Below are 23,916 nucleotides of genomic sequence, written 5' to 3'. Positions count from 1 at the left end.
TAATAAATAGGGCGGAAAAGTCCGCCCTAATTGATGCTTGTTAATTTATTAACGGATTGGTGGAGCGTACATAAAGCCGCCCGCATTCCATAGTGCGTTTACGCCACGAGAGATCTGTAGTGGTGAACCTGTACCTACAGTACGTTCAAAACTCTCACCGTAGTTACCAACTTGTTTAATGACTTGGTAACCCCAATCATCACGAATACCTAGGCCTTTACCTTTAGGACCGTCAACACCAAGAATACGTTTGATGTTTGGATCTTTTGACTTAAGCATTTCATCAGCATTCTTAGAAGAGATGCCGTACTCTTCCGCGTTAATCATTGCTGAAAGCGTCCATTTAGCTACGTTGAACCACTTGTCATCATCTTGACGAACAACAGGGCCTAGTGGCTCTTTAGAGATGATTTCAGGAAGTACCTGTGCAGATTTAGGATCAGCTAAGTTTAGGCGAAGTGCGTATAGACCAGATTGGTCAGTCGTTAGCACATCACAACGACCCGCGTCGAAGCCTTTTGATGTTTGTGCTGCCGTATCAAATACCACTGGCTTGTAAGACATGCCACTGTTACGGAAGTAATCGGCTAGGTTAAGCTCAGTCGTTGTACCTGATTGAACACATACTGAAGCGCCATCAAGTTCTTGAGCACTTGTAAGACCGAGTTCTTTCTTAACCATGAAGCCTTGACCATCGTAGTAGTTAACGCCTACGAAGTTCAAACCTAGAGCAGTGTCACGATGTAGCGTCCATGTTGTGTTACGAGATAGTACGTCTATTTCACCAGATTGAAGCGCGGTAAAACGCTCTTTTGCTGTTAGCGGTACATACTTAACTTTAGTCTTGTCACCGAGTACAGCCGCTGCAAGAGCTTGACAATACTCAACATCAATTCCTTCCCATTCACCTTTTGAGTTAGGGTTAGAGAACCCTGGAAGACCGGTACTTACACCACAAGTTAGAAAACCTTGAGATGTGACTTTGTCCAGAGTGCTTTCTGCCGCTGATGCTGATGTTGCCATCATCGCAGTTGATGCAGCTACTACTGAAGCAAGAAGTGTTAGTTTATTTGTCATTTGTATCCTTCCTTGTTAACCAGGTGACACCTGATACTCATACTCGTTTGAGTGTCTCTTGTGTGTTGCGTTGTCTATGACCTTGTTGCTCAAATTAAGCGAGTTGCATTTTGCAAATGAAACCGTGTGCGATTTAAACAACTGTTTATAAGGTTAGGAAAGGATCCGTAGTTTCACAAATGTATAATTTAAAAAGAATTTTGAATGAAATCACAAATCCGAACACAATTAGAATGAACAAATGTTAACTGAATGTAAATAGTGCAACGGTTCACACTGTTGGTGCAACGAGATTTAGGTTTTTACATTGATGGCAGACTAGGTAAATATTCTGAATGAGAGTCGCATTACTGGCGGATTAACCTTAAAAAAGATTGAAATTTGGTCAATAAATATTTTTATTACACTTGGATAGTTATGAATATGCTCCAAATTTGGTAGCATGGCTGAATAGTTATTGAAGTCACCTCAAGGAAGAACATGCGTTATTTCCCAATGTTTTTGGATGTAGAGAATAAGCCGATTCTAGTGGTTGGTGGGGGCGAGGTTGCTTGCCGAAAAGTCGACAGTTTGCTACGAGCGGGAGCTAATGTAACTTTGGTTTCTCCTAAGGTCGCACCTTACTTAAAACAGTTAGCCGATGAAGACAAACTTCGTTGGGTTCAAAATTTTTACTCGTCACAGCTTATCTCGAAAAACTACTTACAAGTGTGGGCAACGACCGACAACCCAAACTTAAATCATCAAGTACATAATGATGCAAAGAAAATGGGTATTCTTGTCAATGTGGTCGATGACTTACCCTATTGTGATTTCATCACACCCTCAATGATAAATCGCGGACGAATCCAAATTGCGATCTCAAGTGGGGGTGCATCACCTGTTTTGGTGAGAAATATTAGAGAAAAACTCGAAACTGTATTGCCACAGAACATAGGTTTGATAGCGGACTTCGGTGCATCAAAACGCAATTCAATTAAAGAGTCCTTTCCTACTGTTGATGAACGCCGAAAATTCTGGGAGCGCTTTTTGTCGTCCAGTTTTATTAATCAAGTGACGGATAGGGATCAACTTGAATCGTATTATCAACAGTCGTTGACTGAGCAAGTTGATAGTGAAGGGCAGGTCACTTGGATCGAATTTGAAGAAGATGTTGAGCTACTTTCTATGAAGGCTTTACGTCTGATGCAAGAGGCAGAGCTAGTACTTTCACCAATCGATTGTCCATTCGAATTTATAGACTTATGTCGTCGAGATGCAGAAAGAGAGAGCTATGTTAATAGCGGAGAGCTATCAACCAAACTTGAGCAAGCCAGAGCAGAGAAATTACGAGTGTGTGTGTTTATTCCACCAGCAAGCGTAGAGTTTAATCTATTGGTTGGTAAAGACCTAAAACTGTCTGCTGCAAAAGTGCTTAGTTAAGGCTCGATCTACTAGCTTTGTTCAAATGCCCTCGCGGTATACGAATAAAACTGACCAGATAAATAAAATGCCACTTCGTAAAACGAAGTGGCATTTTGCTATTTAAAACACGACATTGTGTTGATGGTGGAGCAACCCAAATAATCGGTCGCTCAAACTCAAAAATTAGTCGCGGAAGTTGTCAAACTGGAAAGGTTGACCAAGTTCACCGCTACGAACTAGAGCCATAACAGCTTGTAGATCATCACGTTTCTTACCAGTTACACGAACTTTGTCGCCTTGGATAGACGCTTGAACTTTAACTTTGTTGTCTTTGATTAGCTTAACGATTTTCTTAGCAACATCCGTTTCGATACCTTGCTTAAAGATAACCGTTTGGTGCCAAGTGCGACCTGTTTGGTCTGCTGCTTTCGCTTCCATCGCGTTAGGATCAACATTACGTTTTGTTAGGTTGCTACGAAGGATATCGCGCATTTGCTTCAGTTGAAAATCGTCTTGAGCAGTCAATTTTACTGATTCATCTTTGTAATCAAAGCTTGCTTCAACGCCACGAAAATCGAAACGAGTCGATAGTTCACGGTTTGCGTTGTCTACCGCGTTACGCAGTTCTACTGCTTCTACTTCAGAGATAATGTCAAATGATGGCATTGTGTTGTTTCCTTAAGCTAAGTTTCTATCTTTAATTGCTGTTGCAAGCATATCGAGCATTGTTGCAGTATCTTCCCAGCTTAGGCATGGGTCAGTAATAGACTTGCCGTATTCTAGGTTGTTGATATCTGTCATTGGCTGGTTACCTTCAACAATGAAGCTTTCCGCCATAATGCCTGCAATTTGATTCTTGTTAGATTTGATTTGCTCGCAAATGTCTTGTGCTACTTCTAGCTGCTTACGGTGCTGTTTTTGACAGTTAGCGTGGCTAAAGTCTACAACCAAACGTTGAGGCAGGTCGAATTCAGCCAGTTGCTTACATGCGTTATCCACAGATTCAGCATCGAAGTTAGGGCCTTTATCGCCGCCACGTAGAATTACGTGACCGTAAGGGTTACCAGAAGTACGGTAAACCGTCATACGGCCGTTTTTATCTGGTGAGTAGAAGTAGTGTGAAGCATGCGCAGCACGAATCGCATCAATGGCAATTTTGATGTTGCCGTTAGTCGCGTTTTTGAAGCCAACTGGGCAAGACAGTGCAGAAGCCATTTCACGGTGAATCTGAGACTCAGTCGTGCGAGCGCCAATTGCGCCCCAAGTGATAAGGTCTGCAATGTACTGACCGGTGATCATATCAAGGAATTCAGTCGCGGTAGCTAGACCAAGCTTGTTGATGTCTAGCAATAGCTTACGTGCTTTATTCAAGCCTGTTTCAAGTGCGTATGAACCATCAAGGTTAGGATCGGTAATTAAACCCTTCCAACCTACAACCGTACGAGGTTTCTCGAAGTAGGTTCTCATGACAACGAATAGTTCATCTTTGTATTGATCTTGAATCTGACTTAGACGTTCAGCGTAATCAAGTGCCGCATCTGTATCGTGAACAGAGCAAGGACCAACGATAACTAATAGGCGATTATCACGACCCGTTAGGATATCTTCGATTTGGCGGCGAGAATTCTTAATGCGCTCAGCAACGTCGTCAGTAATAGGGTGTGCATTGCCTAGTTCGGCAGGAGTTGGCATAGGACCCAGAGCTTGGGTTCTCAACTCATCAGTTTTTAATGGCATGTGATAGCTTTTTTATTCTATTGCGAAGTGGTTAAGATAACGGAATTGAACAGAGGAATAAACTCTCTTAAGTCAAAGTTATCTCTGTTATTGCTAATATTCTCATTTTTATAAGCAGGCCAACGTCAAATGGGGGATTTTCACTTGTATTAACAGGCAGCTATCGGTATTTTCGTTTGAACACAACATAAAAATGCTGGAGCAGCAATGACTCAAGAAAATCAAAGCACTTTGCACCCAGAACTTGTCTTAGGTGATGTGCTGCCTTCTTACAACGATAATAATAATTCCAACCACTTATACGTTTCATTATCTGAATTGGTCATGGATCGTGTCTTCTATCATCCAAGTATTGAAAGTCATTTAGAAACACTGACTGATATCGAAAAAACCTCTTTAGATGCGATCATTGGCGATAAAACAGTCGATGAGCATTTTGTTTCGACCTTGGTTATTGCCATTCAAGCAGCCGTTCAGCCAAACCACGCCACTGTTCGTATTGCGTTAAGTAGTGCTGATAGCTATGGCTTCCGTTCGCTACTTGGTGGTAGCTGTGAAGCCGAAGAGATAAACCCGGCACTAGGTGTTCGTGGGGTTGCGCGTTATGCGACAGCCGAGTACAGCAAGGCTTTCGCTTTAGAGTGTCAGGTTATTAAAGCGCTGCGAGAGCAGGGTATTAACGTTGAAGTGGTTGTACCGTATGTACGAGCATTAAGCGATGCCGCTAAGATTATTGATTTGCTTGCAGAGCAAGGCTTACCGCGTGGTCTGAATGGCTTGAAAGTTCTGTTCTCGTGCGATGTGCCGTCTGCAGTGCTACTAAGCGAAAGATTACTGCATTACTTTGATGGTGTTGTGGTAAACGTTGATAGCTTAGCGTCTTTCACTTTAGGTGTAGACAAGCACAATGAAGCTCAGCAACACGCTTTTGATCCTCAAAACGAGGCGGTTATTACCTTGTTGAGTATGATTGTTAAAGCAACACTGAACGCGAAGAAGCCCGTCCTGCTTGTGACTCAAGGCCTGATGGACTACCCGCGCTTACAAGGGTTCATTGCGGATCTCGAAGGTGTAGAAACAGTCATCACTGCATAAACCAGCTTATTGTTTAGATAAATCAACTTGCTGTTTGAGTTTATCTAAGTCACTAAAGCTTAGAGAAAAAGGGAGATATCATTATGCGATGATATCTCTTTTTTGTAACATTTTTTTGACATACACATCGCAAATCGATTAACTGGTCTGATGACTTATTTAACTAGGTAATTAGAATGCTGACCCCTCTACAAAAAGCAAATTTCTACTTGAGCATGTTCGGTTTTTTCAAAGTGCCTCTGATCTGGTTATGCCGACCAAAACTGCTCGCGCTGGATAATCAACATGTTGAAGTGAAAATTCCTCTCAAAAGGCGAACTAAGAACCACCTCAACAGCATGTATTTTGGTGTGTTAGCTGTGGGAGCTGACGTAGCAGGTGGTTTCCTTGCTATGAGTAAATCTCAGCAGCAGGGCGAAAAGATTTCTTTGGCATTTAAAGAGGTGACAGGTAATTTCTTGAAGCGTCCAGAAGGTGACGTACACTTCACTTGTAACGATGGTGAGCTGATCAACACTATGTTGGCAGAAACCATGTCTACTGGCGAGCGTGTGAATCAACCAGTGACGATTATCGCGACTTGTCCGTCTTTGCATGGCGCCGAGCCAATGGCGGAGTTCACGTTAACGCTTTCTATTAAGAAAGTACCTTCGAGAAAGTAGTTAAAAAGTTCGCGGAGTAGCATGAAGGGAGCGAAAAGTGAACGAGCGGCATGTAAATTGAGCATCCACATACCGTTCTAACGCTAAGATTCTTGAGTGATTTGCTCGATATCAACGATCTTTGAACGATTCATGACGATTTTCCAGCGGTAATAGGTAGGTTCATCGTCGTGATTGTTCTCTTTAATGATCAGGTTGAGCAGGTGGCGTTTTTCTACTGATTCTCGGCTTACTTGCCCTTCATTCATGCGATATACGTTATTTGAACCCTTGTCCATCAAGCGTGTTAGCGCTCTGAGGCTGATCGATACCGTTTCACGAGTCTCTTCGTAACCACTCATAAAGGTCGATGTCGACATCTCTGTATGCGAACGATAGTGCAAAATTTGCTCTTCACGTTGAACAACACGTTTCTTACGTATTGATTGAATACGGTCTGCTAACTTAGAAAAATTCGCGTAGTCCAACCATTCAAGCTTATGGCCGACAGATTTATTGGTTGTTGGATCAAAGTAGCGGCGTTTCCATTTAGGTTTGCCTTTACGAAGCCAGCGCCAAAGGATATCTCTCAAGTCATCTTTGAATATTTCGCGTAACGCATAGATAAATGACATCGATACGATGAAAGATGCGGTGATCTCTCCGAGGAAGTCGCGAGCCAATATAACGGTTGTGGTCACGACCACCATGACTAAGCCTGTGGCGATACCTTTAACGGCTCTCTTTACGTTCTTACCCATTGATGTCGTCTTTTCTTTGAGGACGATAGGGTGTTCTATCAAACGTCGCAGCAGTCGCATCTTGTTGCTCAAACGCGTTACGTCTTCTCGTACCTTGGCTGAGTTATAGCGATTAAGTTTTCGGTGGGCAGTCTCTTTTTCACAAAGCGTTAAGAGTCGCTCTTTTATCGTCGAGTATTCACTGCCACGTGGCATATGTGATACCAAAGATAAGAACTTTTGCTCCGTGTACCAAGAAAGGTAATTATCAATATTGGCATAATAGCGCTTTAGGTTTTCTTCATAAGGAATACTACGACGAAGCTTCTTCAAGATATCTAAAGCCAGTTCAATAACTTCATCGACGTCATCAGCCGTTACGTCGTCACTATCTGTCTTATTCAAACTGCTAACGGCTTTATCTAAAGCAATCACGTATTGATAGGCGAACAAACTCAAACTCACACGATACTGTGTCGTTGATAAGCGGCCACGTTTTGCTAAGCGGCTGTGTACCAATGGTAATAGTGTCTTATCACTGTAGTAAGCGCGCTTTTGAGTAATTGAACTGTAGAAAAAGGCACTTTCAGAAAGTACTTCAGGAGTCAGTCCGAGTTCACCGGGAATAAATAGATAAACGTCCATGTCTAGCTTTTTGGTCTTCGCCATCGCATGGTTAATTTTAAGTGTTATCGCATCTTGTTTATCAACGGTGATCAACGATGTCTCCTAGAATATAAAAATATGAATGAAACTAGCGAAAGCATATCAGAGATCACGTATAATCTCCGCCAAATTTAAAGTAGAGACAATCTTGATGATTAATATTGGTCAAATAAACAACTTAGAAGTAGTAAAACAAGCAGACTTCGGTGTATTCCTTGACGCGAGCGACTATGGAACCGTGTTGCTGCCGAAACGATTTACTCCTGAAGGTGTTGAAATTGGTCAAAAGTTAGATGTTTTCTTATACATTGATTCTGACAACCAGATCGCTGCAACCACTGAAAAACCAATCGCTCAAGTAGGGCAGTTTGGCTTGATGACAGTTGAAGGCGTAAATAGTACTGGTGCATTCATGAGCTGGGGCGTGAAAGGTAAAGACCTACTTGTTCCTTTCAGTGAACAGCGTGGTCGTTTAAACGAAGGCCAGTCAATTTTAGTATATGTGTATATCGATAAAGCATCGAGCCGTATTGTTGGTACAACGAAGTTCAACAAATGGTTAGACAACACGCCTGCGACTTATAAGCAAAATGAGCAAGTTGATCTCATTATCGCTGAGCGCAGCCAATTGGGTTACAAAGCAATTGTGAACGGTGAACACTGGGGTATGATTTTCCCATCAGACATCATCGGTAAACTGTTCATCGGTAAAACGCTAAAAGGTTACATCAAAAACGTTCGTGAAGAAGACGGTAAGATTGATTTGTCTCTTCAGAAAATTGGTGTCGCTAAAATGGATGACCTAAGCACTAAGGTTCTTGATCTGCTTGAGAAGAAAGGCGGTTACTTGCCTTTAAATGATAAGTCTTCTCCCGAAGCTATTTTCTCTGCGTTCAGAACCAGTAAAGGTACGTTCAAGAAGACGATTGGTGGCTTGTACAAATCTGGCAAGATCACTATCGACAAAGAAGGTATTAAGCTTAGTTAAATAAGCGGTTCTCTTGGTCAAAAAAAAAGCCCAAACTTTCCTGTTTGGGCTTAGGGGAAAGGGCTCCGAAGAGCCTACGCTAATCGTTTTAATTATTTGACTGTTAGACTGAAGTCTAGTTTAAATTCCCTAATAAGCGATTTTTGTTATCGGAAATAGCGACTTGAATTGATATTTGTATAATTAAGTGTTGATTTTTCAGTGCTTCCCTTGAAATGAGCTAGCCGACAAGAATAGAAAAAGCCCAAACAATGAACGTTGTTTGGGCTTTTTGTTTTTCTCAGTACAGTGAGAGCTTAATCGAACGACTAGAAAAGGTTTTTGTCGCGTACTAGCTCTCTTGGTAAGCCATTCTTCACTCGGTTACCTACCCATTTACCAAGGCCGATGATTGCGCCGTTGTATTTTACTAGCACTTCGCCTTTGCCTGACAAGCCTTCTGGGCGAACGTCTCGGCCCATGAACCATTCTCGAGCATCTTCGATGATGAGGTCTACAATGTTAGCTTCATTACCTGTCGCGAGCGTTGTCGCGACTTGGTGTTGCCATCGGTAACCTTTTTTATGGGTTTCAGCGATCTTGATGCCCATACGAGAGAAACGGAATGCACCGATCATAGGCTCAAGCGCCTCAGGGAATAGCCAAACGTCTTTATCTCGGATCCAAACTTGAGTATCACTTGGTAGTTCGATATCGAGAGCACTAAGCAGTTGTTCAGCGACTTCTTGCTGAGCTTTCTTTGACGCTTTTTCAAATGGGAATTTACCCATGCGTTTTTTAACTTCTGGTGGAGTCACAGACGCTAGTTTACGGATACGTGCAACAAAGAAACCTTCAGAGTCATACACCTGAGGGAAGATGTGAAGAAAGCCTTCTTCAGTAGTCGTTGCTTTTGCGTTGTCGAACAGTGATTCAAGAGATTCAAACTCAACCGCATCACCAAAGGTTTCTTTTAGGTGATGGCACACTTGTTGGTTCTCTTCAGTGCTTAACGTACATGTTGAGTAAACCAAAACACCATTAGGTTTAAGAGCATGGAATGCACTTTCAATCAGGTCTTTTTGCGTGTCAGCAATATCGACTACAGATTGATACGTCCAGTTCTTCATCGCATCAGCGTCTTTACGAATGGTACCTTCGCCAGAGCAGGGTGCATCCAGTAAGACAGCATCAAACTGTTCTGGCAACCAACCACCGAAAACTCGACCATCGAAGTTACTGAGTGCGGCATTACGAACGCCACAACGTTCGATGTTGGCGTGAAGTACTTTCACACGGCTTGCAGCGTATTCATTGGCAACCAACACGCCGCGATTATTCATTAGCGCAGCGATTTGCGTTGTTTTAGATCCGGGTGCAGCAGCAGTATCTAGCACGGCTTGGTAATCAGCTTCGCCTTGGAAAAGAGCCGAAGGTGGCATCATAGAACTGGCTTCTTGGATGTAGAAAAGACCAGACATGTGTTCTGCCGTATTACCTAGAGGCGCTTCACTTTCATCAGCTGTAATCCAAAACCCTGTTTCGCACCAAGGTACAGGTTCCAGTTCCCAGCCTTTCTCTTTTGCTCTTACTAGGAAGTCTTCCACACTGATTTTCAGTGTGTTGACTCGAATACTTTTACGCAGTGGTTTTTGGCATGAGGCAACAAAAGAAGCCATATCTAGGTGACTAGGCATGATCGCTTCGATGTGCGTTAGGAATTCTTCAGGAATATATACGTTAGCGTGCAAAAGAGTATCTCGAATTATTGCATTAATGCGGGGAGTTTAAAGCAAAATGAGGTCGTCCTAAACCATATTTACGGCAAACAACAAAAATGCAGCCGAATGGCTGCATTTTGATGAAGAATTAATCTTCGTTAAGCTGTATTAATTTGCATGGAGCTTCTGAGGATTCACTCTATGGGCGAGGAATCGCGGTTCTCCATGACTTCCACTCATCTTCTGCTTGAGGGTATAGGTAGAAAGACTGATCTTCGCTTGCCACAGGCTGAAGTTCACTCGTCGGTGGCGTTGAGAAGGTAATTCCGCCTCTCAATAAACTGTCTACCGTTCCTGCTTTGATGTTTGCACCAGAAAGGCCGATAGAAACATCGACACCCGACACGTTCCAGAACACAGTGTTTGCGCGGATCAGATACGCGTAGTCAGGTTCTATTTGAATCGTAGAGATGATGCGGTCAGCAAATTCGCCTAGCTGAACATCGATAACACTGCCGATTTCTAGCTCACGGAATAGGATAGGTGTGCCTTCAGATACCGAGCCTCGCGTTTCGCTTTGTAGCTGGAATATCTTCCCTTCAGGCTGCACAGGTCCTTTGCTCAGCTTAAATTTCGTATTTCTGTCACCATTGCCCGGATCTACGTTGATGTGCTTAGAGATAAGCGCAGAGACGTTTTTGATGCCGTTAAGGCCAATCTCAGGTTCTGCTAACCAGAAGTGACTGTTCGCCACGGCAATCTTGTCTACGTACTCAGGTAAAATACGCGCAGTAATTTCAATACCGCCTTTATTGAAGTTAGGAATCACCAAGGTAACCTCACCGACGGTGACGCCTTGATATTTGATCGCCATGCCTTTGCTGACTTCTTGATCGCCAGAAGAGGTGATCGTTATTGCGCGACCAAATTTTCGAGCGGATTTCGAATCTTTATAAAGCTTCCACACATCACCGAGTTTGTTGTCTATTCCCGGAAGAGAGTCAAAAGCAATACCACCCTGAATTAGCGTTTTAACGGGTGCCGCTTTAATACTGATACCCGATAAAGACGCATCAATCTCAACGCCAGAACGGTTCCAGAAAACAGTATGTTTATTGAGTAAGTGCGTGTAACGGTTTTCAATCGTGACTTTGATTCTCACGCCACCGTCGGCAAGCTGAAAATCAGAAATACTACCCACTTGTAGGTTGCGGTAGAGTAGTGGGCTTCCTTTAGAAATTGAAGGTAGCTCGCTCGCAAACAACGACAGTGTCTTTGAGCCAGATTGATTAAACTTAGCGATTTCGGCTAACGACTTACTTTGGAAAAGCTGGTAGTCCGTTCGTGCTTTAGATTGACCTTCACTCACAAAGCTAATTGAGCCAGTAAGAAGCTGTTTTGCAGGTGGAACTGTCACACTCAAGCCAGACTCGGTCAGCTCTGCGGTTGCACTGCCAGTTACAAAGAAACGGTTGTGGCTTTTGATTAGGTGAGCATACTCGTTATCGATAAGCGCATCCATAAACACTTCGTGTTTGTCTGAGCCAGTGCCCACACCATCGACTAAACCCACTTGGATGATAGAGCCAACAGCAATGCCTTTATAGAGTAGCTGGGTACCGACATCCAACCCGAATGAATTGTTCGACGTTAAGCGAATCGCAACGGATTTTTCTTGTTCCTGACTGAACTCATTTTTACGAATCGCAGTAAATCGACGCGCTTTTTCACCTTCACCTGGAACCAAGGTTAAAAAGTTACCTGTCACTAAGTTGGCAATGTTTTTCATACCAGTGAGTGACAGTTCAGCTTCTTCTAAAACGAATTGACTGCCGCTATTTAAAAAGTCACTGAATGCCGGTTGAATAGCTGCAGATGCGATGACGTTTTCACGCCCTTCGCTTAAAGATAAATCAGTGATCTGACCGATTTCAATGCCTCGATACATGATAGGAGAGCCCGTTGCGCTGATCTTGTTGTCGTCTGGCACGGCGATTTTGATAGAGATACCACGACCGGCGGTTTTCAAATCTGGGTAGAGCTTGAACTTGGTGTTCATTTCTACTGGCTGACCTTCTCCCGGAGAGTCGACCGCAATTGAACCGCCAAGCAGAGCACTGAGGCTTTCTAAGCGTACGTCGACACCAGAAAATCCGATACTGGCACCTAAGCCACTGACATTCCAAAAACGGCTTTGGTCGGTAATGATGTGGCTGTATTCATCTTTAATCGCCGCTTGAATCGTCACGGATTTTGCGTTGTCGTTTAGCTGATAGTTGTAAACTTCACCAATTGGAATTTTACGATAAACGATTTGAGAGCCTACAGACACACCACCCAGATCTTTGGTCGTCAGTGATATATTCAGGCCTTCCGAAGCCAATAAGTCAGAAGGGGATGATTCTAAGGCTTGGAAAACGGTTTCTGGTTCTTGCTTGGTTTCGCTAGGGTGGATAGCAATATAGTTACCTGAAACAAGCGCATCTAACCCTGAGATACCAGATAAACTTGCCGTTGGTTTTACAAGCCAGAAACGTGTGCCTTTTGAGAGTAGCTTTTGCGCTTCTGGGTAGATGTCAGCATCGACATAGATGCTCGATAAATCTTTGGACAAGGTAATGTCGCGCACCATACCCACCTCTAAGCCTTGGTAGCGAATGGTTGTTCGACCTGCGACTAAACCTGCGGCATCTGAGAAATATATCTGCACACGTTGTCCTGCATCGTGTATCGATTTCATGACCAACCAACCCGCTAATGCGACGGTTAGTATCGGCAGGATCCACAAAGGGGAAATACCTTTGTTTTTCCTGACTTCTGGTGAATATGACGTTTGTGATTGGTTATCGTTGTTCATTCACTGACTCATCTTTAGAGGTGTAGTTATCCCAAATTAGCCTAGGATCTAAGCTTTCCGCCGCTAGCATCGTGAGAACAACCACGACGCCAAAAGCGACTGCACCATAACCTGGTGTAAAGTTTAAAATTTGTCCACGGTCGACCAAGGTCATCATGATCGAAATAACGAACAGATCCATTACCGACCACTTTCCCACCCATTTCACAATGAAATAGATGGTCATACGTTGTCTATGGTAAACCGCACGCTTCATTTTGATACAAATTAAGATATACGTTAGACCAAGTATTTTCGCGACAGGCACGACGATACTGGCAATAAAAATGATTGCTGCGATGCCATACATGTCGCTATTAATTAGCGAAGCGACACCGGAGATGATGGTGTCTTCTAATCTTTGTCCGTTTGTTATCACGATAGAAATTGGAATGACGTTGGCCGGCACGATAGCCACTGAGGCGGCAAAAAGTAGAGCCCATGTCTTTTGTACAGAGTAGGGTTTGCGATGATATAAGTCATGGTGACAACGCACGCAAGTGTGTCCGTCAGGCTGAGACAGGTGACAGTTATGACAGTGTACGTTCTTACTTTTATCAAAAGAGTAGTGAGACTCTTGAGCCCAAGCTTCCCAGTAGCGACGCACACTGATCCGACTTACCAGTAACACACTGAAAAGCTGCAGTAGAATCAGACCAACTAAGCCAGGGCCGACGAAAATATCTGAGTAATCTTGTAATTTGAAGCACGAGATTGCCACGCTCACCAGAAATACATCCAACATCATCCAGTGCTTAAGTGTCTGAATGATAGCTAATGCATAACGAAATGGTGTGAAAATCTTAAAGCGCAAGGATAAATGGGTGATGAGTACCGAGGTACAAACAAGTAACGGGGCGATCGAACTGCAGAATAAGATCAACAAGCCAAGTAGAGGGAAGCCTTCACCCATTAAAGTAAATACGCCAGAGGGTAATGTCGCAGGTATCATGACACCAATCAGGCGAATACTGATGAATTCAAAAAAGTGTGAGGGGATAAACAGCAATAAGCAGGTAATCGCAATTGCTAGGTTTCCAGACAGGCTAGGGGTACCGCCTCTATAAAGCTGAGTACCGCATCTTGGGCAGTAAGCGGATTTCCCCAAAGGGATGTCCATTTTATCAACGGGGAGTTCGCAGCCCTGACACAGGCGTACAGAGCTGCTATCGCACTGGTGCTCGGTTCTTAACGGAGACTTAGTTGTTAACGGAGACTTAGTTGTTAACGAAGACTTAGTTGTTAACGAAGACTTAGTTGGCAACGAATGCTGAGTCGATAAAGAGTTGGTTACGGATGGGGAGGTCACGCGACCTCCCAAGTTGAAACACTAATCAGACTTTTAAGCTGATTTAAATGCCTAGAACAACACTGATTTAAATCTCTAGAACAATAAACGTCAGGCGTGCGATTGCACACTGCCATAGAGTGTTTGATATAATCCTTGTTGTTCAACCAATTCACCATGTGTTCCCGTCTGTGTAACTTGCCCATCTTCTAAAACATAGATTAGATCGGCCTGTTTCACCGCTGATAATCGATGAGCCACTATTAAAGTTGTGCGATCTTTCAAAAACTCGCTCAGCGCTTTATGCAGTGCTGACTCTGTTGCTGTATCGAGCGCTGATGTCGCTTCATCAAGAATAACAAACTTCGGATTGCTCAGCACCATTCGGGCTATCGCTAAGCGTTGTCGTTGCCCGCCAGACAGTCGAACGCCATTCCTACCAATTTGAGTATCTAAACCATTACTCAGTTGCTTGATGACATCTTGCATTTGAGAGACTTCAAGTGCCCGCCACAACGACATTTCATCGTATTCAGCACCAAGGGTCAGATTATGCCTTAATGTATCGTTAAAAAGTATAGGTTGTTGTAAAACAACGGCAATTTGACTGCGTATTACATCGAAACTGATGTCGTCGGTTGTTTCGCCGTTATAACGAATGGACCCCGAGTCCGCTTGATAAACACCAATCAGTAACTGGATCAACGTAGATTTACCACCACCACTCGCACCCACTAAAGCGACTTTCTTACCTGCAGGAATGTGCAGCGATAGCCTATTTAAAACAGTGTTTTCTAATGTGTAAGAGAATGTAACGTCTTCAATGTCGACTGTCACTTCTTGATCTTCATTAAATGGGTTCACTTTACTGATAGGGCGCTTCTCTTCTTCTAACTGAAGAAGATCGTTGATGCGTTGCAGTGCTGCTTTTGCGCTATACCAAGAGAACTGAATCCCTAATAACTCTTGTACCGGGCCTAACATAAACCATAAGTAGCCAAAGACTGCGAAAATCTGACCAATGGTTAAGTCACTGAATAACACCATTAGCATAGCGACGGCACGGAAGAGCTCGAAACCTAATAGGAACAGCAGAAACGAAACTCGGCCAGCTGCTTCCGATTGCCAAGCGTATTTGTCTGCATCGATTCTTACTTGGTTTGCTTGAGCCTTAAGTTCATCGAGAAAGATGCGCTCTTTATTTGCTGCACGCAGTTGATAAATACCGTCTAAGGTTTCCACCAAACGGTTCTGAAAGCGCTCGAAAGATTGGTTCTCGTACTTTTTAAGGTGTTTGACCCTGCTGCCTAGTTTACGGGAGAAATAAATCACAACAGGATTGACCAGTAAAATGAACAGTCCTAAACGCCACTCTAACCACAACAATACGATAGCGGTGCCGAATACGGTTAAGAAACTAATTAGGAACTTAGATAGAGTCGAACCAATGAACTTATCTATTGTCTCTATGTCTGTTATCAAGTGAGCATTAATACCGCCGCTGCCTTTGGTCTCGTATTGTCTAATACTAATGCGGCCAAGCTTATCTATCATCTTGCTGCGCATTTGATAGGTAATGGTTTTGGACACGAGAGTAAACTGACGTCCTTGAAGAATGTTTAATGCTTGGCTAACAGTACGCATGATAATGACTAACAGCAAAGTCAGTGTTATATAGCCCGTAGGTGTTTGCAACGATGATGGAAGTAGGTGGTTCATCATTTCTAAGCCAGAAGCCGGCTTATCAAGTAATACTTCATCAACCATTAGTGGCATGAGCAACGGGATAGGGACACTAATGAGAGTTGCAAAAATGGCAATAATGTTAGCAAACAGTAATTTGGACTTGTGTTTTTTTACTTGAGTTATTAACCAAGAACGGCTAATAGTGTCTTCTGAATTGGTCATTGTAATGAGAATAAGTCCTATTTAGTTTGATGGCCGCATTTTACTGCGTTCTCTTGATAATGGAAGTCTCAATTTAATTGGAAGTTAATATGAAAATAGAACATTACCAACGCTTAACCAAACAAGCCGTTGCATTAATTGAATCAGAACCCGATCTAACTGCTAATCTAGCTAATATCAGCTCATTATTATTCATGGAGTTGGATGAGTTGAACTGGGCCGGTTTCTATTTAATGAAGCAAGACCAAGCTAAGGAAAAAGACGAACTTGTGCTTGGCCCATTCCAAGGTCAACCAGCTTGTGTTCGAATTCCGGTAGGTCGTGGTGTATGTGGAACGGCGGTCGCGACGAATACAGTTCAGCGCATTTATGATGTTCATGAATTCGAAGGACACATCGCTTGTGACGCTGCAAGTAACTCAGAAATCGTTATACCATTTTCGATTGGTGGAAAAATAGCGGGCGTTCTTGATATCGATAGCCCAAATGTTGGCCGTTTTTCTCAAATTGACGAGGACGGACTAACATTTTTCATGGCAGAAGTGGAAAAGCTGCTTAATTCGCACGCGAACAAGGCATAAATTATTCTCTTACTGTGGTTTTTCCCAAGCATCTCTCTATAATACGTAAAAATATTTTCTTAATGCTCGCGGAAAACCGCAAAAACCAGGAACCCACATGGAAAACACTGAAAAGTTAAAAAACAGCAAAGAAGTTATCGCATATGTTGCTGAATGTTTCCCTAAATGCTTTACTCTAGAAGGTGAAGCGAAACCACTTAAAATTGGTATTTTTCAAGATCTTGCTGAACGTCTAAATGAAGACGAAAAAGTAAGTAAGACTCAGCTTCGTGCAGCGTTAAGACAGTACACATCATCATGGCGTTACCTGCACGGCGTAAAAGCTGGTGCAGAACGTGTTGACCTAGACGGTAACGTTTGTGGCACATTAGAAGAAGAGCACGTTGAACACGCTAAAGCGACACTTGCAGAAAGCAAAGCGAAAGTTCAGGCTCGTCGTAAAGAACAAGCACAGAAAGCTCGTGACGAAGGCAAAGCGAAAGCTAAAGCGAAGAAAGCTCAACAGCCTCGTCGTCAAGCGCCTAAAGCACCGAAAGTAGAAAAGCCTGTAGAAACACGTGCTTTGAACGCCGATGAATTTATCACTGGCAAAGAAGTAAATGTGAACATGGGTACAGGAAACATGGCTGCGACCATTGTTGAAATCAATAAGGAAGATGTGCGTGTTCAGTTAGCAAACGGCCTACAAATGGTTGTTAAAGCGGAGCACTTGCGCGCTTAAAGGAGATACTCCTACGCATGAAATGCCGTTCAAAATTGACACTGATTGCTGCTAGCTTTTTGCTAGCAGCTTCAGCTCAGGCTCTTGAAGCCAAATTAAATCAGGACGATTTACCTTTACTCGCTCCTGAGGTTCAACACGAAACCGCTAGTAAGCGTGTTACTTCTCGATTTACTCGTTCCCACTATAAACACTTCAATCTCAACGATGATTTCTCTCAAGCTATCTTTAATCGTTACTTAGAGATGCTGGATTATAACCGTAATATCTTCACTCAAGCTGATATTGATTCTTTCGCTACTTCATCTAAACAAATTGATGATCAGTTGAAAGCCGGTAATAACCAAATTGCATTCGATGTTTATAATTTGTCCATGCAGAAGCGTTTTGAACGTTTCCAATATGCGCTGTCTTTACTAGATACAGAGATTAAGTTTGATACTGATGAAAGTATTGAGCTCAATCGTAGCGAAGCGGAATGGCCAAAAGATATCGCTGAAGTAAATGAGCTTTGGAGAAAACGCGTTAAATATGATGCGTTGAATCTAAAACTTACAGGTAAAGAGTGGCCAGAGATTCAAGAAGTTTTGGAAAAGCGTTACAACAATGCGATGAAGCGTATTACGCAATCGCATAATGAAGATGCTTTCCAGATCTACATGAACGCATTCGCGCGAGAAGTTGACCCTCATACCAGTTACCTTTCTCCAAGAAATGCAGAGCAATTCCAGTCGGAGATGAATCTATCTCTAGAAGGCATTGGTGCTGTACTTCAAATGACAGACGACTACACCGTTATTCGTTCTCTCGTTGCTGGTGGCCCTGCGTCAAATAGCAAACAATTGAGTGATGGCGATCGTATTGTTGGTGTTGGTCAAGATGGCGAAGAGATTGTTGATGTTATTGGCTGGCGTTTAGATGATGTAGTGCAATTAATTAAAGGACCGAAAGGGACTAAAGTTAAACTACAGATCTTGCCAGATGGTAAAGATGCAAAAAGTCACGTTGTCACAATTGTACGCGATAAGATTCGTTTAGAAGACCGCGCTGTTAAATCAGAAGTTATCGAGAAAGATGGCAAGAAGATTGGTGTACTCGAAGTACCAAGTTTCTATGTTGGTCTATCTAAAGATACCGATAAACTGATCACCGAGCTTAAAGAGCAGGGTGTTGAAGGTATTATTGTTGATCTGCGAAACAACGGTGGTGGTGCACTCACTGAAGCAACTGAACTCTCTGGTTTGTTTATCAAAGAGGGACCCGTTGTTCAAGTTCGTGATAGCTACGGTCGTGTAAAAGTGAACAGTGATACTGACGGCGAAATTAGTTACCAAGGTCCATTAACGGTATTGGTAAATCGCTACAGTGCTTCAGCATCTGAGATCTTTGCGGCAGCGATGCAAGATTATGGTCGTGCAATCATCCTTGGTGAAAACTCTTTCGGTAAAGGAACGGTGCAACAACACCGCTCTTTGAATCATATTTATGATTTGTTCGATAAAGAGTTAGGCTACGTTCAATACACCATCCAGAAATTCTACCGAATCAATGGTGGAAGTACGCAAAACAAAGGTGTAGTGCCTGATATTGCTTACCCAACGGCAATTGATCCAGCAGATACAGGAGAAAGTGTTGAAGATAATGCTCTGCCTTGGGATAGCATTGATAAAGCCAACTACTCAGTGTTACAGCGTAACGGTGAGCAAGTGGCTGCTTTAACCGCTCAACACCAAGCTCGTATTGCAACAGACATGGAGTTTGGCTTTATCGCGCAAGATATTGAAAAATATAAGGCTGATAAAGATGATAACGACCTTTCTTTGAACGAAAAGGTACGTCAGCAAGAGAGCGATGATGGGGATGTGCTTCGTTTAGAGCGTATCAATCAACGTCAAAAAGCCGCTAAGTTAGAGGCATTTAAAACGTTGGATGATATTCCTAAAGACTACGAAGCCCCAGATGCTTATCTTGATGAGTCTGTCGCTATCATGCTGGATATGATAAAGAAATAGACGCTAACGTGCCTTGTTAAAGGTGTCGGTTTTTAAAAGCGAGCTTAGGCTCGCTTTTTTTTGTATCTGCGATTTGACAAAAATAGAGGTCATTTCTCGTCTATTTATGCTTGGGTATACTCTTAATCACTCATTTTTAAAGGGCGATTTTGTGAGCGATCATGCACCCAGTTACTTCGTATTTACAATTTGGTTACTTCGCGCTTAAAATTTAGTGACTTAGATCAAATTTTTTCGCTTTCTATTCATTACGTGCCTAAGCTTAAAGAAAACGAGGGGGCGTGTATGAAATGGATTCTACTATTTTTATCTTGTTTAAGTTTTGTTGCTTTTGGGAGTGAGGTCGCTTCAAGCGATCAGCAATCAAAAAGTGACAGCAATCTATCTCATTTTGACCTTCCTCTGCTGCTTGGTGATTGGTATTTGATGAACCCAGATCCTGAACAAGGTACTGAAAATTTTAGAGCGATAAAGCTAACCCTTGATTCAAACTACTCGTTCTCCATCGATATTCAAAAGAAAGATTACAGTGTCGACCATTGGGAAGGCTTGTATAACGCCAACGAAGATACCATTATTTTGGGTTTAAACACCTCTGAACCTCAAGTTTACGCCTATAGCAGTAACCATAATATGTTGAACCTAAACGGTGTTATGTTTACTAAAGCCTTGCCCAATGCCTTGGCTGGAATATGGTCGAGTGCCGAACTTTCAGGTAGCGACCTGCGGGCAAGTAACATTCAAAAAATGGATTTAGTGCTTCAACCTGACTTTGTATTTATGTTCAGAGTGTCCGATGAGGTGGGGAGTGAAGTTGTTCGTCGTGGGGTGTATTACACAGAAGGCGATCAATTGGTACTTCTGTATGAAAATGGCGAGCACGGCACTCGTTATACATTAAACAGCGACGTCTTGACGCTTCAAGGTGAAGAAGGCGACATGTTTGCAGTACTCAATCGTATTCGATAATGACGAGTTGGATGCGCAAAGTCAGGCTTGTTGATAATATGGCTCACAGTTCATTTATTAGCCGTTCCTTTCTGATTTGGTTGATAAAATAGCAAAACATGGAGGCGTTTTACTACAATGCCTCCTTTTTTCAATATTCCCCTTGTGTTCTTGGCCCTCAACCTTTAGATATATACAGTTAAAATACAATTACGTATAACGATCAAAAGGAACCCGTCATGGCACATACACCTCAAGCCAAGTATCGTAAAGATTATCAATCACCATCTCACACTATTTCTCAAATCGATCTTACTTTCGATTTGTACGATTCAGCGTCCATCATTACGGCGGTGTCTAGTGTTAAGCAAGAGAAAGATAGTTCGACCTTAGTACTTGATGGTGAAGGTTTGACGTTGGTTTCTGTTTTAATTGAGGGTCAAGAGTGGACGCAATTCGAGCAATCTGAATCTCAACTGACACTGAGCGGGCTACCGAAATATTTCACACTCACGATCGTGACGGAAGTAAACCCTGAAGGGAACAGCGCTCTTGAAGGTTTGTATAAGTCGGGTGGTGCGTTCTGTACTCAGTGTGAAGCTGAAGGTTTCCGTCGTATTACTTACTACATGGATCGCCCAGATGTGTTGGCGAAATTCACCACAACCGTGATCGCAGACAAAGCCGAAAACCCATTCTTATTAAGTAACGGTAACCGTGTAGATGAAGGCGAAGCTGAAAACGGTCGTCACTGGGTGAAATGGCAAGACCCACATCCAAAACCAGCATACCTATTTGCTTTAGTTGCCGGTGACTTTGACGTACTGCGTGATGCTTACACTACGCAATCGGGTCGCAAAGTTGACCTGGAAATTTTTGTCGACAAAGGCAATCTAGACAGAGCAAATCACGCGATGGTGTCTTTGATTAACTCAATGAAGTGGGACGAAGAGCGTTTTAATCTTGAGTACGATTTAGACATCTACATGATCGTAGCCGTTGATTTCTTCAACATGGGTGCGATGGAAAACAAAGGCCTAAACGTATTCAACTCTAAGTTTGTTTTAGCGAACGACCAAACAGCAACAGATACAGACTACCTAGGTATCGAAGCCGTAATCGGTCATGAGTATTTCCATAACTGGACCGGTAACCGAGTGACATGTCGTGATTGGTTCCAACTAAGCTTGAAAGAAGGCTTAACCGTATTCCGTGACCAAGAGTTCTCATCTGATCTTGGTTCTCGCGCAGTAAACCGAATCAACAATGTCCGTATTATTCGCGGTCCACAATTCGCAGAAGATGCAAGTCCAATGTCTCACCCAATTCGTCCAGAAAAAGTGATAGAAATGAATAACTTCTACACATTGACTGTGTACGAAAAGGGCAGCGAAGTGATCCGAATGATCCACACATTGTTGGGTGAAGACGGCTTCCAAAAAGGCATGAAGCTTTACTTTGAACGTCACGATGGTACCGCGGCAACTTGCGAAGATTTCGTTGCTGCAATGGAAGATGCATCGGGCGTTGACCTGTCTCAGTTCCGTTTATGGTACAGCCAGTCTGGTACGCCGACGTTGTCTGTTGAAAGTCACTACGACGCAGATAAAAAAGAGTACACGTTAACAACTCGCCAAGTAACGGCTCCAACTCATGAGCAAACGGAAAAGCAAGCTCTGCATATTCCTTTTGATATCGAGTTATACACCGCTGCTGGCGAAGTTATTGAGTTACAATGTAACGGAAAGCCAGTTCGCAACGTACTTGATGTGAAAGAAGCGGTACAAACGTTCGTGTTTGAAAACGTTTCAGAGCAACCGATCCCATCGCTATTGCGTGAATTTTCTGCGCCAGTGAAACTTGAATACAACTATTCAGACGAAGAGCTGATCTTCCTGATGGTTAATGCTCGTAATGAGTTTTCTCGTTGGGATGCGGGTCAAATGCTACTCGCTAAATATATCCGCAGTAATGTTGAGAAGGTTCAACAAGGCCAAGCGTTTGAACTTTCTGCTTCTGTTATTGATGCATTCCGCGGGGTACTGCTTAGTGAATCACTAGAGCCTGCGTTTATTGCAGAAATGCTTTCACTGCCAAGCCATAACGAAGTGTCGGGTTGGTATGAGCGTGTTGATATTGATGCGGTCGCATCTGTTCTTAACTCAATGAAAGTAACACTAGCTGCAGAACTTGAAGACGAGTTAGCGGCGGTTTATCACAGCCATGCACTAACAGAATACACGATCGATCACGATTCGATTGGTAAGCGTACTCTACGTAAAGTTTGTCTAAGCTACTTAGCTCATACTGAAAAGGGTAATGACTTGGTTGTTGCTATGTACCAGCAAGCGAATAACATGACAGATACGATGGCAGCAATGGGCGCGGCAAACAGTGCGCAACTACCATGTCGTGAAACCTTGATGGCAGATTACAGTGACAAGTGGAAACATGATGGCCTTGTTATGGATAAGTGGTTTACTCTTCAAGGAACAAACCCAAGCTCTAATGCGCTTGAAGTGATCAAAGCGTCTATGTCGCACCAAGCGTTCAGCTTGAAGAATCCGAACCGTACTCGTAACTTGGTTGGTTCGTTCTTAAACATGAACCCGGTTCAATTCCACGATAAATCAGGTCAAGGATATGCGTTTGCAGGCGAGATCCTACGTGAGCTGAACAGCAGCAACCCGCAAGTGGCTTCACGTTTGATTGACCCGCTGCTTAAGTTCCGTAAATACGACGATGAGCGTCAAGCTCTGATCAAGAAAGAACTTGAGACTCTGAAGAACATGGACAACCTAGCGAATGACCTATTCGAGAAAGTGGCAAAAGCACTAGAGGCTTAAGTCAGCCGCTCATTCAGGTAAACTGTATGCTAGTGACTGTTTGTTAATAAACCGTTTACTAGTAACGAAAAGTCATCAGTGGTAGAGAATATCTGCCACTGATTTTTTTGTTTCTGGTTTATCGAATTTTCGATAAGCTAGAGCAGTTTCAAGCTCAGTTTCACTTTCAGACATCGTTTTGTGCCAAAAAATACCGGCACTGTATATTTATACAGGTATCGTATGAATCGCTATATTTTCCAACTTAACATCTCATATCAGCAGTTTTTGGCTAGCTACTCGGGCGCCGCAAGTAAAGTTCAAGTGATAACAACGACAGGGTTGCGCTTACAGTTACCTGCAACTCGCTTCAGGCCATTTCTTACACAAATAGGGGTTAGAGGACAGTTTAGGTTAACAACTGACCAAAAAAATAAGTTTATTAAGTTAGAAGCTCTGTAAAGCTTGGTGTACCTAGTGAGTTAAAGGGAATCTTAATCACATAATCAAACATTTCACCTCTTACCACCTCCAAAACAATTAACTATTTATCAATAATGCTTTTACAATAAATGAATGCATTACCTTTGCTTAACTCGTTAGTAGAACTGGCCTTTAAGGCTTCATTCAAACGCTAGCTTAAGTAAGCCCCCTAATAATAAAATAAAATTCTAATTGTGGAGTGTGAC

Annotated in this window: 18 protein-coding genes; 10 read left to right on the top strand and 8 right to left on the bottom strand. The window is 42.9% G+C overall.

Going from position 1 to position 23,916, the window contains the following annotated elements:
• Positions 1-48 precede the first annotated feature (48 nt).
• The gene (locus tag K08M4_RS07900) at positions 49-1,077 is read right to left on the bottom strand and encodes an amino acid ABC transporter substrate-binding protein (protein WP_004733634.1); all 1,029 of its coding nucleotides are present in this window, start codon (positions 1,075-1,077) and stop codon (positions 49-51) included.
• A 480-nt stretch (positions 1,078-1,557) separates the two neighbouring features.
• Between K08M4_RS07900 and K08M4_RS07895 the strand changes: the two genes are divergently transcribed.
• Positions 1,558-2,499 (top strand): precorrin-2 dehydrogenase/sirohydrochlorin ferrochelatase family protein, encoded by a 942-nt coding sequence (locus K08M4_RS07895; RefSeq protein ID WP_086049482.1) that lies wholly within the window; start codon positions 1,558-1,560, stop codon positions 2,497-2,499.
• A 165-nt stretch (positions 2,500-2,664) separates the two neighbouring features.
• Here the strand turns inward: K08M4_RS07895 and K08M4_RS07890 are convergent, their stop codons facing one another.
• Together K08M4_RS07890 and K08M4_RS07885 are read right to left on the bottom strand one after the other, a co-directional pair.
• Positions 2,665-3,147: a YajQ family cyclic di-GMP-binding protein gene (locus K08M4_RS07890; RefSeq protein WP_004733632.1), complete on the bottom strand. Its 483-nt coding sequence runs from the start codon at positions 3,145-3,147 to the stop codon at positions 2,665-2,667.
• Positions 3,148-3,159: 12 nt separating this feature from the next.
• Positions 3,160-4,218: a 3-deoxy-7-phosphoheptulonate synthase gene (locus K08M4_RS07885; RefSeq protein WP_009846643.1), complete on the bottom strand. Its 1,059-nt coding sequence runs from the start codon at positions 4,216-4,218 to the stop codon at positions 3,160-3,162.
• A 207-nt stretch (positions 4,219-4,425) separates the two neighbouring features.
• On the opposite strand from K08M4_RS07885, the gene K08M4_RS07880 reads away from it, so the two are divergent.
• Together K08M4_RS07880 and K08M4_RS07875 are read left to right on the top strand one after the other, a co-directional pair.
• A complete protein-coding gene (locus tag K08M4_RS07880; RefSeq protein ID WP_086049481.1) occupies positions 4,426-5,313 on the top strand; it encodes a putative PEP-binding protein in 888 nt (295 codons plus the stop codon).
• A 176-nt stretch (positions 5,314-5,489) separates the two neighbouring features.
• Positions 5,490-5,975 (top strand): PaaI family thioesterase, encoded by a 486-nt coding sequence (locus K08M4_RS07875; RefSeq protein ID WP_086049480.1) that lies wholly within the window; start codon positions 5,490-5,492, stop codon positions 5,973-5,975.
• Positions 5,976-6,058: 83 nt separating this feature from the next.
• Here K08M4_RS07875 and K08M4_RS07870 read toward each other — a convergent pair whose 3' ends face one another.
• Positions 6,059-7,414 (bottom strand): hypothetical protein, encoded by a 1,356-nt coding sequence (locus K08M4_RS07870; RefSeq protein ID WP_012603874.1) that lies wholly within the window; start codon positions 7,412-7,414, stop codon positions 6,059-6,061.
• A gap of 28 nt (positions 7,415-7,442) precedes the next feature.
• Between K08M4_RS07870 and K08M4_RS07865 the strand changes: the two genes are divergently transcribed.
• Positions 7,443-8,348, top strand: a complete 906-nt coding sequence (locus K08M4_RS07865; RefSeq protein WP_086049479.1) for a CvfB family protein — start codon at positions 7,443-7,445, stop codon at positions 8,346-8,348.
• Positions 8,349-8,656: 308 nt separating this feature from the next.
• Here the strand turns inward: K08M4_RS07865 and rsmF are convergent, their stop codons facing one another.
• The 4 genes from rsmF to K08M4_RS07845 all read right to left on the bottom strand — a co-directional run bounded on the left by rsmF (position 8,657) and on the right by K08M4_RS07845 (position 16,140).
• Positions 8,657-10,078 (bottom strand): 16S rRNA (cytosine(1407)-C(5))-methyltransferase RsmF, encoded by a 1,422-nt coding sequence (gene rsmF / locus K08M4_RS07860; protein WP_017086834.1) that lies wholly within the window; start codon positions 10,076-10,078, stop codon positions 8,657-8,659.
• A 169-nt stretch (positions 10,079-10,247) separates the two neighbouring features.
• Entirely contained in the window at positions 10,248-12,905 is a 2,658-nt protein-coding gene (locus K08M4_RS07855; RefSeq protein ID WP_086049478.1) for an MlaD family protein, read from the bottom strand.
• Complete coding sequence (locus K08M4_RS07850) at positions 12,892-14,265, bottom strand: PqiA/YebS family transporter subunit (protein ID WP_086049477.1); 1,374 nt, start codon at positions 14,263-14,265, stop codon at positions 12,892-12,894. Before K08M4_RS07850 ends, K08M4_RS07855 begins: the two co-directional genes overlap by 14 nt.
• Before the next feature lie 78 nt (positions 14,266-14,343).
• Positions 14,344-16,140 carry an ABC transporter ATP-binding protein gene (locus K08M4_RS07845; protein WP_086049476.1) on the bottom strand — a complete coding sequence of 599 codons (1,797 nt, stop codon included), beginning with the start codon at positions 16,138-16,140 and terminating at the stop codon, positions 14,344-14,346.
• 89 nt (positions 16,141-16,229) lie between these two features.
• Between K08M4_RS07845 and K08M4_RS07840 the strand changes: the two genes are divergently transcribed.
• From K08M4_RS07840 to K08M4_RS07815, 6 genes are all read left to right on the top strand, one after another.
• Complete coding sequence (locus K08M4_RS07840) at positions 16,230-16,721, top strand: GAF domain-containing protein (RefSeq protein ID WP_086049475.1); 492 nt, start codon at positions 16,230-16,232, stop codon at positions 16,719-16,721.
• A 97-nt stretch (positions 16,722-16,818) separates the two neighbouring features.
• The gene (gene proQ / locus K08M4_RS07835) at positions 16,819-17,442 is read left to right on the top strand and encodes an RNA chaperone ProQ (RefSeq protein ID WP_009846654.1); all 624 of its coding nucleotides are present in this window, start codon (positions 16,819-16,821) and stop codon (positions 17,440-17,442) included.
• Positions 17,443-17,459: 17 nt separating this feature from the next.
• Positions 17,460-19,454, top strand: coding sequence for a carboxy terminal-processing peptidase (prc, locus tag K08M4_RS07830; protein ID WP_086049474.1), 1,995 nt, complete (start codon positions 17,460-17,462; stop codon positions 19,452-19,454).
• 285 nt (positions 19,455-19,739) lie between these two features.
• Positions 19,740-20,423, top strand: a complete 684-nt coding sequence (locus K08M4_RS07825; protein WP_009846656.1) for a hypothetical protein — start codon at positions 19,740-19,742, stop codon at positions 20,421-20,423.
• A gap of 218 nt (positions 20,424-20,641) precedes the next feature.
• Positions 20,642-23,248, top strand: coding sequence for an aminopeptidase N (gene pepN, locus K08M4_RS07820; RefSeq protein WP_086049473.1), 2,607 nt, complete (start codon positions 20,642-20,644; stop codon positions 23,246-23,248).
• 222 nt (positions 23,249-23,470) lie between these two features.
• Positions 23,471-23,689 carry a DUF2835 domain-containing protein gene (locus K08M4_RS07815; RefSeq protein WP_004733645.1) on the top strand — a complete coding sequence of 73 codons (219 nt, stop codon included), beginning with the start codon at positions 23,471-23,473 and terminating at the stop codon, positions 23,687-23,689.
• Positions 23,690-23,916 lie beyond the last annotated feature (227 nt).

This window comes from Vibrio syngnathi (assembly GCF_002119525.1).
Classification (GTDB): Bacteria; Pseudomonadota; Gammaproteobacteria; order Enterobacterales; family Vibrionaceae; genus Vibrio; species Vibrio syngnathi.
This window is presented reverse-complemented; position numbering and strand designations above follow the sequence as displayed.

Excerpts from the sequence above, each read along its gene's own strand:
- K08M4_RS07880 (WP_086049481.1), top strand. The coding sequence starts at position 4,426 with ATGACTCAAGAAAATCAAAGCACTTTGCACCCAGAACTTGTCTTAGGT.
- K08M4_RS07825 (WP_009846656.1), top strand. The coding sequence starts at position 19,740 with ATGAAATGGATTCTACTATTTTTATCTTGTTTAAGTTTTGTTGCTTTT.
- K08M4_RS07890 (WP_004733632.1), bottom strand. The coding sequence starts at position 3,147 with ATGCCATCATTTGACATTATCTCTGAAGTAGAAGCAGTAGAACTGCGT.
- K08M4_RS07845 (WP_086049476.1), bottom strand. The coding sequence starts at position 16,140 with ATGACCAATTCAGAAGACACTATTAGCCGTTCTTGGTTAATAACTCAA.
- K08M4_RS07840 (WP_086049475.1), top strand. The coding sequence starts at position 16,230 with ATGAAAATAGAACATTACCAACGCTTAACCAAACAAGCCGTTGCATTA.
- K08M4_RS07865 (WP_086049479.1), top strand. The coding sequence starts at position 7,443 with ATGAAACTAGCGAAAGCATATCAGAGATCACGTATAATCTCCGCCAAA.
- proQ (WP_009846654.1), top strand. The coding sequence starts at position 16,819 with ATGGAAAACACTGAAAAGTTAAAAAACAGCAAAGAAGTTATCGCATAT.
- K08M4_RS07855 (WP_086049478.1), bottom strand. The coding sequence starts at position 12,905 with ATGAACAACGATAACCAATCACAAACGTCATATTCACCAGAAGTCAGG.
- K08M4_RS07895 (WP_086049482.1), top strand. The coding sequence starts at position 1,558 with ATGCGTTATTTCCCAATGTTTTTGGATGTAGAGAATAAGCCGATTCTA.
- prc (WP_086049474.1), top strand. The coding sequence starts at position 17,460 with ATGAAATGCCGTTCAAAATTGACACTGATTGCTGCTAGCTTTTTGCTA.
- K08M4_RS07875 (WP_086049480.1), top strand. The coding sequence starts at position 5,490 with ATGCTGACCCCTCTACAAAAAGCAAATTTCTACTTGAGCATGTTCGGT.
- K08M4_RS07815 (WP_004733645.1), top strand. The coding sequence starts at position 23,471 with ATGAATCGCTATATTTTCCAACTTAACATCTCATATCAGCAGTTTTTG.
- K08M4_RS07900 (WP_004733634.1), bottom strand. The coding sequence starts at position 1,077 with ATGACAAATAAACTAACACTTCTTGCTTCAGTAGTAGCTGCATCAACT.
- pepN (WP_086049473.1), top strand. The coding sequence starts at position 20,642 with ATGGCACATACACCTCAAGCCAAGTATCGTAAAGATTATCAATCACCA.
- K08M4_RS07885 (WP_009846643.1), bottom strand. The coding sequence starts at position 4,218 with ATGCCATTAAAAACTGATGAGTTGAGAACCCAAGCTCTGGGTCCTATG.